Genomic DNA, 11,106 nt, shown 5'->3' with positions numbered 1-11,106 from the left:
GTCTACCAGGCGCGGCTGCGCTCCCGCTTCGGCCGCGCCTGGCGCCGCAAGGCTCCGGTGGAGTCGCTGATGCCGCTGCGCCTGGCCCGCTACGGCGTCCCGCTGGCAAAGACGGCCACGACAGGACTCGCAGCCGCCGGGCAGGAGCCACCCACAGCCGCAGGCGGACGCCTCCCGCATGCCCCACCCGCGACAGCCACCCCTACTGCCCGCTCCTACCAGCGCGGGGACACCTCCAGCAGCCACGGCCGGCCAGGCGCCGCACCGCGACTACCGGCACACGGCGCTGACTTCCTACAGTTTGAACGCACCAGCAGCACCTCCCCGGCCCCTGGGCCCACGACCAAAGACACGGGCTTCCTCCTCAGGAAGCAGGCAAAGACAGATCTTCGCGCCGAAGCCGCGGCCGAACATCCTGCCGCCGCTGCCGACGAGCAGCGCCGCCAACAGCCCCCCTCGACCGACCGACCCGCAGCAAGCGCGCAAGGATCGGCCCTGACCGTCGTGGACCGCTACTTCCTCGCCTGGACGCAGTACCGCGAGAAGCACGGATGGGAGCCGAGCGTCGAGGAACTGTCCCGATACCTCGACACTCAAGGCATACCCGGCGGTAAAGGCACCCCCGTCAGCCCCTCCACCCTGCGCCGATACACCCTTGGATTTCGCATCTACACCGTCTGGGCCCAACACCGCGAACGCACCACCGACACGCCCCCGCTGGACCTCGTCGCCCGAGAATGCACAGCCCAGGGAATCACCGGCCAGTACAACAAGCCGATCACCACCGCCTACCTCGTCGCCAAAGTCGCCGACTACGAACGACGTCGACGCGCCCTCGCCGAAACCTTTTCGCCATGAACTGCCTGAACCAGCGGTCGCGCTCGTCGTCTGCAGGCGTGCCCCATCCGACGAGGATGGGCCTCGACGCCTTGCACCGAAATACTCATGAGCGTCTCAGTGAACACAGGCGCAGCATCCATGCCGCCGCTGCGCAGAGGCCACCTTCGAGTACCGCGCAAACACACCGAAACGATCACCATGGGAGAGGACGACGACGAGGACCAGGAGCAGCGGGAGCTCAGGCTGGGGGCCTGGATCGGAAACCAGCGCTCCCGGGCCGCGGCGCTGACACCGGAACGGATCGAGCAGCCGCCATGGAGGTGCGCTTCACGGCGTAGCCGCTGCGCCTGGGTGGCCGAGCTTGTTCGCCGTCAGGTCCATCGCATGCCGGTGGCGGCCAGCTGCTTCATGCGCTCTCGTGTCAGGGTGGCGGCTCTGCTGCGCTTGTTTCCGATCCAGGCCCCGAGCCGGAGCTGCCGCTGTTCTGAGCGTCGTGGCCGGGGGTCAGCGCACGCGTCCGAGGTGGATGACGCTGACGCGGATCTGCTGGTCGCTGATCTCGTACATCACGCGGTAGGCAGCGACGTGGATGCGGAGCAGGTCGGTGCTGCCGAACGCGCCGTCGGGGCGGGGGTTGTCGGCCAGGCGGTCGACGGCGGTGAACACCTGCCGTACCCCGTCGGGGTCGTCCTTGGCGAACCGCTCTGCCTGGGTGAGGGCCTCGGGCTCCCAGATGATCTCGTAGCTCAACGCTCATCCCCGCCGAACACGCGGCGGTAGGCCTCGTCGTGGGAGACGCCGGCGTTCTCACCGCGGGCTTGGCGGGCGCGGTAGGCGGCCAGCGCGCGCAGCTCCTGCAGTTCCAAGGCGTCGGCGGGGCTGACCAGTATGGCGACGGTCTGCCCGTGATCGGTGATGGCGACCGGTTCCCGAGTGGCGCTGACCTCACGCGCGATGGCGCCCAGGCGGGCGCGGGCTTCCACGATCGAATACGTCGTCTCCGTCATGCACACCACCTTACGGAAGTGTGCATGTCCTGGCATGCGGTTCCAACGCAACGAGGAACTTCAGCTCCGGCAGTGCAGCTGCGCCTGCCCAGGCGCATCCGTCGTCATGGTGCTTGCGTCGGGGAAGGAGAGAGGGCGGCCCGGCGTCGTGTCCGTCGAAGCCGGGGACCGACGGCGACCCGGCGGGGCCGGCCGGGGCCGTGCTCGGCTGTACGCGCTTAGCGCACGTAATACGCACTCGCCGCCAGCCCAGAGTCCGAGGATGTCGCGGTAGCCGCGGTCGAGGGGACGGGCCTGCCAGGCGGTCAGTGCGCCTGGGCCGGGGCCGGCGGCCCGGGGCGCAACGCTGTATTCGCAGGGAGGCGCACAAGGGCTTGCCGTCACGAGCGAACATGGGGCGGCCTCAGACGTGCAGGGGCGATCAAAAGGTAATGAAGATCGTCAACCCTTGGACAGCCATGAGCAGTGTACGTACGCGAAGTACTTGACGTACGCATGGAGGGATGGGACCCTCTTAGGGCATCCTCCGCCAGGGTGCAGGAAGGGGGGCCACCGCCATGGTCCTCACAGCCGTGTCCGCCATACTTCTCGCCGCCGCGCCGCATGCCCCTTGCCACCCCCCAATGCTGGCCGTACGGCCCGTCGACGCGAGCCCGCGCTCCGTCGAGCCTCAAAGCTGGCATCCGCGCTGGCAGCCCTGAACGACGCAGCATGACGCCGGCCTGCACACGGGATCGGCAAGTAAGCACGTTTGCGAGTCGGCAGCCAATGGCAAGCCCATGCGCCGACCACATAAGCGAAGGAGCGCACACCATGCCGGCAGTGCACTACAACAGCTATACCGACGCCCGTGCGCACTTCAAGGACCTGCTGGACGCGGCGGAACGCGGCATGGTTGCCACTGTCCGCCGGGATAGCGGCAGGGCTGCGGTCGTGGACGCCGAACGTCTACGCCACTACCTGGCCCGACTCTGCCCGCAGGCTCAGGCGGTCCCCGAGGGCGGCGGTTGGTCGATCTTCCTGCCGGGGCTGCCCATCGCAGCAGACGGCGCGACTCTAGAGGCAGCGATCGAGGACATGATCCGCGCTCTACGCGCCTACGCAGACGACTGGCACGACCACCTGTCCACTGCCCCGAACCACCGTGACAACTGGGGGTTGGTGCAGTTGGTGGGCATCAGCGACAACACCCAACTGCGCAATTGGCTCGTCGGCGACGAGGAACCGACGACCCGCGCCAGCGCCTGAGGGTCCTCCTGCATTGCGCCACCCACACTGGATGCGACCAGCCCCAACCATCCAGCACGGGTTGGTTGGCACCTTAGGCGACAGGCAGAGGCCAACAGCGGACTCGACGGCGGCCGGAAGGAGTAAGCCCGCAGGGCGCTTCGGGCGAAGGCCGTCGCCCATGGAGAACCATCTCGATGCTGCGACTGCGAAGGTGACGCCCAAGAGGCCCTGCGCGCAAGCGACAGCACCCTCCCGCTCCGCCGCCTGACCCCCCGCCGTCACACGCACAAGCCGCCTGGGCCCTACCAGCGCAGTGTTCGGTGGTTTGCACGTCTTTGTCTTTGTTGAGCGACCTGCGGCCAGAGAGGTACGCACGCCTGCCATCTCTTGGTAAGTACTTCACGTACTTGACGTACTTAACGAGGGATGGCAGGCTTTAGCCGAAGGCTCACCCGCCTTCCCACACGCCACTCTGCTGCCCCTCGATGCCAGGACCACCCCTAACCGAACATCGATGAGCACGGCAGTCCTGCAGCCACATACCGCGACCCGGTATGGCCCGGTTACGCAGGGGCGCTCGCAGTCGAGACAACGAGGGGGCTGGTCCCACTGCTTCACAGCAAGCTCATCGCGCTAGGCCGCGGACGGGTGAATGCCCCATGGTGAGCTGGCCCGCACCCGACCGTGACAGTCACCAGAAGTTCTGCGTGAACGACCAGTGGCAGCCGATCCATATCGGTGGTGACCACTACAGGTACGAGCTGACGCTGTTCGACGGCCGCATCCTGTACACCCGCATCTCCCATCCGGTCGACCGAACGAACTACGGTCCGGCCATGTGGCAGCACATCCTCCGTGTACAGCTGGAGGTGGAAGAAGCCGACTTCTGGGCCTGCGTCAAGGACGGTGTGCGCCCCGACCGCGGAGCGCCCGAACAACCCAAGGCCTCTGTCCCGGTTTCCCTCGCCTACCAGCTGATTCACAAGGTGGGGCTGCCGGAAAAGGCTGTAGCGCGCATGTCCAAGCAAGAAGCGGTGGAGCGCATGAACAAGTATTGGAGTGCGGGAGAGTAGAGCTCGTCACACGTGGGTGGTGCCCGTAGCAGCCGGCCAGGCGGTACTGCGTGCGGCTACATCACGTTGCGCACCGCCCGGCCAACCGCCGGCCGGACAGCCGGCACAGACCTGATGAGCCACGCGGCCGCTCAGCAAGCGGCCCACCGACAGAACTCGTCGTAACCAGCATGCCGCGCGATGGCCGGGCTGACGGCGTTCCTCGCCCCGCGGCTCGCAGTGACGACATTGGCGCGTCGCGGGAAGCGAACCCCCCGCCCTACCCCAGCGGCGGCGTGGTGCCTGCCGCCGACCGCCGTCTTGCACAGTCACGGTTCGGCCTAGCAAGATCCGTCGAGCAGTCGCCTCTTCGCCCCCACCGCGCACGACACCGCATCCACCAGACAGCAGAAGGCTGACCGGCATGGCAGCGAAGGAACTCCGCCCCCACCAGCGAGAAGCCGTGGACGCGGTCGTGCGCTCCCTCGCCATCCCCGCGCGACCGACAGTGCCCGAGCGAGGGCTGCGGACGCAGGTGGTCATGGCGACCGGCTCGGGCAAGACCCTCGTCGCCGTGCGCAGCGCGGAGGAGCTGCGTGCGGGTCGGGTGCTGGTGCTCGTGCCGTCGCTGGATCTGCTGGCGCAGACCGAGGCCGGCTGGCGTGAGGGCGGGCGTACGGGGCCGATGATCGGGGTCTCGTCCCTGCGGGGGCCGGAGGCGCCCTTTCCGAACACCACCGACGCGGATGAGCTGGTCGCGTGGGTGCGGCCGTTGGACAAGGTGACCGTGTTCGCCACGTACGCCTCGCTCGGGCTCGGCATGTTGGAACGGGCGCACCAGGCCGGCCTTCCGGGGTGGGACCTGATCGTCGTGGACGAGGCGCACCGGACCTCCGGGCGGATCGGCAAGCCGTGGGCCGTCGTCCACGACAACACCCGCATCCCCGCTCTGCGCCGGCTGTATATGACGGCGACCCCGAGGTTGTGGCAGCTGGGCGACGGCTTGGAGGCTGCGCCGGGGGTGCCGGGTGAGCTGGTGGCGTCGATGGAGGACGATCCGGAGGGTCCGTTCGGGGCGCGCTGCTACACCCTCACCCTGTCGGAGGCGATCGACCGGGGAATCTGCGCGCCGTACCAGGTGGTGTGCCTGGACATCACCGACACCCACCTCCAGGCCGCACAGCTCCTGGGCGCGGAGGGCCGCTCGGACGAGGTCCGCGGGGCCCGGCTCGCCGCCCTGCAGACCGCGTTGGTGAAAGCCTCGGCCGAGGAGGGCTTTCGCCGGACGCTGGTCTTTCACCATGTCGTCAAGGAGGCTGAGGCGTTCGCGGCCGGCCTCACAGACGTCGCTGAGCGGCTGCATGCGGCCGAGCCTGGGCTGTACCCGCGCATGGTGTGGGCCGACTGGCTGTGCGGTGAGCACAAGCCGCTGCACCGGCGCCGGGTCCTGGACGAATTCTCCCGAGGGGTCGCTGCTGGTGGCACGGTCGTGGAGAAGACGTTCCTCGGCTCCGTTCGCGTGCTGGGCGAGGGGGTCGACACCCGCGAATGCGACTCCGTCTACTTCGCGGACGTCCGCGGCTCCATGCCCGACCTCGTCCAGGCCGTCGGCCGCGCCCTGCGAGTGCAGCCGGGCGACGGCAAGATCGCCTCCCTCGTCGTACCCGTCCTGCTCGGCCCGGGCGAGACCGCCGACAACATGCTCACCTCCCGCGCTTTCGGCGGCCTGGCCAAGCTGCTCACGGCGCTGAGAGCGCACGACACCCGGGTGGTGGAGCAGCTCGCCGAGCCACAAGCCCAAAGCCGTGTCAGAGGCGTACAGACCCGCTCCGGCACGGAGGATGAAGGGCAAGCCGCGGGCGACCGAAACGACCGCGTGTCGGCACCGGCCCGTCAGCTGCTGAAGTTCTCCGCCCCCCGCGACCCCGCTCAACTGGCCGCGTTCATCAACCTCCGTGTCCTCAACCCCGAACACGCCCACTGGCGCCGCGGCATCGAAGCCGCCACCCTCTACCACCGCTACCACGGCGACCTGCGCGTCCCTTTCACCTACCGCGTCCCCACCGGCGGCAGCGGACAGGAGGCGGAGGACGAGGCGTGGCCGGCCTCGCTCGCCGCTTTCCCCCTCGGGCAATGGGCCGCCGACGCTCGAAGGTTCCACGCCCGCGGCGACATGTCCCCCGGCCGCGTGGCGCAGCTGGAGAAGCTGGGCATGGTCTGGTCGCACTACGACGTCGCCTGGGACGAAGGACTCGCAGCAGCCCGCGGCTGGGCAGCCGAAAACGGGCACCTCGCAGCACCAGCCGACGCCATCCACCAGGGCTATCGTGTAGGGCTATTTCTGAAGAACACTCGGGCGGCCGCCCGGCGAGCGGTGGTGAACGAACAGCGTCAGGCCCAAGGGCTGCCCGCGGCGCCGGCGGCCGGGACGCTGTCCGAGGAGCGGCGCGGGCAGTTGGAGGAGATCGACCCCGCCTGGTGCCCGGCATGGCCGGTCGACTGGCAACGCTGCTTCCACCTCACGCGGCAGCACCTCGAAGCCGGCGGCACACTACCCACGGCGCCGGGCGAGACCGTGCACCAGAACGAGGACCTCGGACGGTGGGCTCGGGCACAGCGGCTCGGCTGGGACAGGCTCACCGCCGTCCAGCAATGGATGCTGGAGCACGTCCTCGGCATCCAACCCGCCGCCGACGACGAGAAACCGAAACCCCGGCGTTCCCAGGCCGACAAATGGGCCACCCACTACACGGCCGCCAAGCAGTACTACGAACGCGAGGGACACCTGCGGGTGCCGAGGAAGCACATCGAACGGTTCGTCGACGACGGCCAGGAGGAAAGGGAGGTGCGCCTGGGGGCCTGGATCGGGAACCAGCGGAGCAGGACCGCGGCCTTGTCACCACAGCGGGTGCAGCAGCTCTCCGCTATCGGCATGCGGTGGGCGTAGTTCGGATGCCCTGCTAGCCGCTCCATTCGGTCTGTCGGTGTCGGGAAACTCCTCGACCAACACGACGATGGTCAGCCGATCCCGCCCTCTGGGTTGTAGTGACACGGAGAGGGACAAGGAGCCGTCCGCTATCGGCCAGACTGCTGTCCAACGGCATCCTGTTCATCCGAATGCGCACGCTGCACGGTTGGATGACTGGCCGCGCTCCGCCTGGCAATACCAGCGAAGAAGCGCCCCACGCCACGCTGCAGAGCAGACTCAACGAGGTGCCCGCCGGCATAGAGAGCCAGCCAGCCACCAGCGAGCATGACCCAAAAGGCCACATTCCCGATGTCCCGCGTCTCAGGGTTTTGGTAATAGCGCGTGCCACCGACGTACCCGCCGATACCGGTAGCGGCGCCCACGAAGAGAAGCCACCACCACAAGATGCGACGGCCCTTCCCATGCTGCTTGACCACCGCTAACCCACTCCTCCGCTCACCTATCGAGCCATAGAGCCTTTTCAGCGTTGCCTCTCCAGGGTGAGGATCGCCTTGGCGGCTGACGCGAGCCAGCTGGGGCTGCAGCGGGCGTGTCGGAAGATGCGCCAGCGTTTGACGGTGGCAACGCCTCGTTCGACCGGGCAGCGCAGCCGGGCGTGCGCCTTGTTCAGCGACTTCTCCCTTGTGGTCAGCTCCTGCTTGGGGCGTCGTCGGATCGCGACGGCGACGCCCTTGCCGGCGCCGGTGTAGGCCAGGTCCGCGAGGACCGGAATCTTCAGGCGGGCGCAGGTGGCGACGATCCGGTGGCGGCGAGCCGCGGTGAGGTCATGGGTGCGGCCAGGCAACGGCCGGGAGATCCATACGAGGTTGCCGCCGGGACCGGTGATGACCTGCAGGTTGACGCCGTGCTGACGGTGCTTGCCGCTGTAGTGGGCGCGGCCGTCGCCGACCCGGTCGCACGGCGCGAGGGTGCCGTCGACCAGGACGTACTCGTCGCCGGCCTCGCGCAGGGCCTTTGCCAGCCCCGGCGCCTTTCGCGCGAGGTGGCCGGTCACCGTGCGGACGTAGGCGTGGGCCGTGCCCACGCTGATCCCGAACCCGGCCGCGAGCTGAGTGAGGGTGTCGTGCTTGCGCAAGTACACCAGCGCGATGATCGCGCGTTGCGACGGCCGGAGCTTGCAGCGTCGGTCACCCTCGCGGGTGACAATCAGCATGGTGACCCACTCCACCAGCGCGTGTGGCAGGTCGAGTGATGCAGGATAGAAAACCAACGAGGCCCTCCGGCCATCGAGTTGAGACGTCAGACACCTCACTCAACCGTCGGAGGGCCTCGCTCGTTTCGCTACCCGCCCCGCCAGCACCGCCATCACCCGATCGGTGCCCACTCTGAAAACGCTCATAGATTCCTCTGGGCCCGCGATGGTTGCGTTCCGCACGCGAGGCGCAGAAGCCCCGCCCGACGCGGTGATTCGGGTACGGCGTACGGCGTCGGTCAACGCCAGGGGGCAGGACTGCGGTGAGGAGTGCTAGGGGGTGGGAGGCTACCCGCCGTCGAGCACCGAGGTGCCGTCCTCGATGTGGCGGGCGGGATTCTCTCCCCGTTCCACGACTTCGAGCGCCCATCGCATCGGCTGGGTGCCCTTCAGCGTGACCATCCCGGGGGCGGGCCCCAGGCGGAATCCGGCGGGTTGGGGCTTGCCGGAGGCGCTGTAGGGCAGGAAGTCCACCGGTGAGGGGCCGGGGCTGGGGTAGGCGACGCAGTCCGACCACACCGCCAGGGGGTACCGGCCGGTCATCGCCGCCACGGCCAGCAGTCTGCGGTGCATGGTGATCCGGGCCTTGGACACAACCGCGGCGCGGATGTCCGGCCGCCACGTCGGGCGCTCGAGGGCCGGCCACCGCTCGCCTTCCTCGTAGCGCGTGGTGTGAGGGCGTTCGCGCAGCTTGCCGATGGCTCCTTTGATGGTGGCCTCGATCGCCGTGAGAACGGCGGTTAGGGCCGGGTCGGCCTGTGTCCGCCGGTCCATCGCCGCGAGGAACTCGGCGTCGGAAAGGTCCCGGGTGACGCCGAGGTCGGCGAGGGTGTCGAGGTAGGCGGTCTGGAGGTGGTCGTGCCACGGCTGCAGATACGGGCCCTTCTCATAGCGCAGATACGCCTCCAAGGGCTGGACGTTGTAACCGAGTTCCTGGGCGTAGGCGACGGTGTGCGTCTCATACCAGGACGGGCCCTCGGGACGGCAGCCAGTCGGGGTGAACGGGCTGGGCAGGCGGGGATCCACCTCGACGCGGGAGAGGTCGACCAGCCAGGAACCCGGCACCTTGGGGTCGAAGGGCGGCTTCGTGACGTGCACGGGCTCCGAGAGGCCCACGATGAGGCGGTCGGCGGCCGCGCAGAAGGCCGTGTTCACCGCCAATCCCACCGCGTAGGGACACCGGCGTTCGTCATCGTTCAGGAGGTCCGTGTCGCGGACCCACTGGAGCGGCTCCTCGTTTAGGAACCCGGCCGTCCAGCCGGAGGCGACGACCACGGGGTGGTGGGGGCCGGCTTCCGGAGGTGGTGGTTCCATCGGCTCCGTGCCCAGCGAGCCTGGGTTGGGGACGGACACCCAGTTCCCGGTGCCCTCCTCCCGCACTGGACGCGCGGGCGGGCGCAGCGCGGTCATCAGATCCAGACCCGCCAGGGCCGGCGAGCCGCGCGGGGTGATCACCCGCTGGGCGTAGACGCCGAGAGATTGGGCCATGTTGACCGGGTCCATCCCGGCAACGCCCGGCCAGGAGCGCTCGTCGCAGGCGTTCCACGGCAGGACCGCGAGTCGCACGCCCTGCCGCCCGCTTGCGCCCGTGCGGTAGACCTTGGTCCACGAGCTGAAGCCGCGGCGGGTGAGGTGCCAGCCTGTCTTACCCAGCTCTTGGCCCACCGGATGGTCCTCGGGCAGGAGCCTGCGGCGTTTGCCGTGACCCTCCAGGTGCTCGGGCAGCCCGAGCCTCACGGCCGCGGACCCGGTCAGCACGATCAGCGGATCGCCGTCGTGGCCGTACCGGTGAAGACGCGGCGCACCGAGCCCGGACTCGGCACACACCCACTCCAGCAATCCCCCGATCGAGGTCGCCGGGCAGTCGAGTACGACGCCACCCGCGCCGTAGGCGGCACCGTCACCGTCCAGCACGACGAGCGGACCGTTCGAGAACCGCGAATCTGTGGACATGGGTGTCGCGGCCCTCTGCGCGAAGGGGCCGGTCACACCTGTCGACACCGCCGCAGCGACGGCAGACCTGCGCCCGACGGGAGCGGGGTACTTCGCCGCCCAGCCCTGCAGCAGCCGCTGGTACGCCGACAACCGCGGGCCCCTCGGCTCCGACCGACCGTTTTCCCAGTTCTTGACCGTCTGCGTCGTCGACCTCATCACCCGTGCCAGACCCGCCTGACTGACCCCGGCAGCCTCACGCAAACGCGCACGCTCCTCCAAAGGCGGCAGCGCCGGCTCCCCCTCCTGAAGCAGCGCATCCACCGACGCGTACAACTCCGCCTCCGATACCACCCACCCCACCTCCTCCCACCCATTACTTAACCTGCCATTTTATCATTTTTAGGACATGCGAGAGTGCAGGGCCCTCACAGGTCCGCCGTGCCGATGCCGTGACAACGCCCACCGCCGGTTACACACCCGCATGAGGTGCTACACGGCGGGACTATGGGGCTCATGCCGTTCTCCGGCAACCGCACGCCTCTGGCAGCTGAGTTCGGGGGCGATCGCCTGCGCACAGCGCGCGTCCGTCCACGTCCGGGTCAGGTCACGGACGAGGCAGGTCTTCCGGTCAAGGCTTGGCGTTTACCGCATTCCATTGCAACAACTTCAAGCCCACGCTGTTGCGTTAGATTCCCAACCGTTGCAATGATTTCCCTGCATTACCCTGCGGCTACGGGGATTTGCGGCAACAAGGATGTTGCCCATTAGGTGAATGCAACGTAGCGTTTCCGGTGTCAGAAACGGCGGGCCGCAGGGGCCCGCACCGGAAGACCGAGGAGTTCCGCCATGCCGAAGTTCGCC

General features: G+C 68.6%; 8 protein-coding genes and 1 pseudogene. 4 read left to right on the top strand and 5 right to left on the bottom strand.

Translation table 11 applies throughout. The features are described 5' to 3' along the window. Window positions 1–858: pseudogene (locus tag ACF08B_RS41035) on the top strand (hypothetical protein); the annotation flags it as partial. Window positions 859–1,344: 486 nt separating this feature from the next. Here the strand turns inward: ACF08B_RS41035 and ACF08B_RS41030 are convergent. Next, window positions 1,345–1,590 carry a type II toxin-antitoxin system RelE/ParE family toxin gene (locus tag ACF08B_RS41030; RefSeq protein ID WP_392322140.1) on the bottom strand — a complete coding sequence of 82 codons (246 nt, stop codon included), beginning with the start codon at window positions 1,588–1,590 and terminating at the stop codon, window positions 1,345–1,347. Continuing rightward, window positions 1,587–1,847 (bottom strand): type II toxin-antitoxin system Phd/YefM family antitoxin, encoded by a 261-nt coding sequence (locus ACF08B_RS41025; protein WP_392322139.1) that lies wholly within the window; start codon window positions 1,845–1,847, stop codon window positions 1,587–1,589. Before ACF08B_RS41025 ends, ACF08B_RS41030 begins: the two co-directional genes overlap by 4 nt. Before the next feature lie 813 nt (window positions 1,848–2,660). Between ACF08B_RS41025 and ACF08B_RS41020 the strand changes: the two genes are divergently transcribed. From ACF08B_RS41020 to ACF08B_RS41010, 3 genes are all read left to right on the top strand, one after another. Next, window positions 2,661–3,095, top strand: a complete 435-nt coding sequence (locus tag ACF08B_RS41020; protein WP_392322138.1) for a prevent-host-death protein — start codon at window positions 2,661–2,663, stop codon at window positions 3,093–3,095. A 689-nt stretch (window positions 3,096–3,784) separates the two neighbouring features. Beyond that, the gene (locus ACF08B_RS41015; protein ID WP_392322137.1) at window positions 3,785–4,150 is read left to right on the top strand and encodes a cytotoxic translational repressor of toxin-antitoxin stability system; all 366 of its coding nucleotides are present in this window, start codon (window positions 3,785–3,787) and stop codon (window positions 4,148–4,150) included. A gap of 403 nt (window positions 4,151–4,553) precedes the next feature. Next, on the top strand, window positions 4,554–7,076 hold the full coding sequence (locus ACF08B_RS41010; RefSeq protein ID WP_392322136.1) for a Helicase associated domain protein: 2,523 nt from the start codon (window positions 4,554–4,556) through the stop codon (window positions 7,074–7,076). A 128-nt stretch (window positions 7,077–7,204) separates the two neighbouring features. Here the strand turns inward: ACF08B_RS41010 and ACF08B_RS41005 are convergent, their stop codons facing one another. From ACF08B_RS41005 to tap, 3 genes are all read right to left on the bottom strand, one after another. Next, window positions 7,205–7,534, bottom strand: coding sequence for a hypothetical protein (locus ACF08B_RS41005; RefSeq protein WP_392322135.1), 330 nt, complete (start codon window positions 7,532–7,534; stop codon window positions 7,205–7,207). A 44-nt stretch (window positions 7,535–7,578) separates the two neighbouring features. Further along, window positions 7,579–8,328 (bottom strand): transposase family protein, encoded by a 750-nt coding sequence (locus tag ACF08B_RS41000; RefSeq protein ID WP_392322134.1) that lies wholly within the window; start codon window positions 8,326–8,328, stop codon window positions 7,579–7,581. Between the two features lie 270 nt (window positions 8,329–8,598). Beyond that, window positions 8,599–10,596, bottom strand: a complete 1,998-nt coding sequence (gene tap / locus ACF08B_RS40995) for a telomere-associated protein Tap (RefSeq protein WP_392322133.1) — start codon at window positions 10,594–10,596, stop codon at window positions 8,599–8,601. Between the last annotated feature and the right edge of the window lie 510 nt (window positions 10,597–11,106).

It is taken from the genome of Streptomyces sp. NPDC015139, assembly GCF_043079785.1.
Lineage (GTDB): Bacteria > Actinomycetota > Actinomycetes > Streptomycetales > Streptomycetaceae > Streptomyces > Streptomyces albidocamelliae.
The sequence above is the reverse complement of the archived record's forward strand: the minus strand, read 5'-3'. Positions and strand labels throughout refer to the sequence as shown.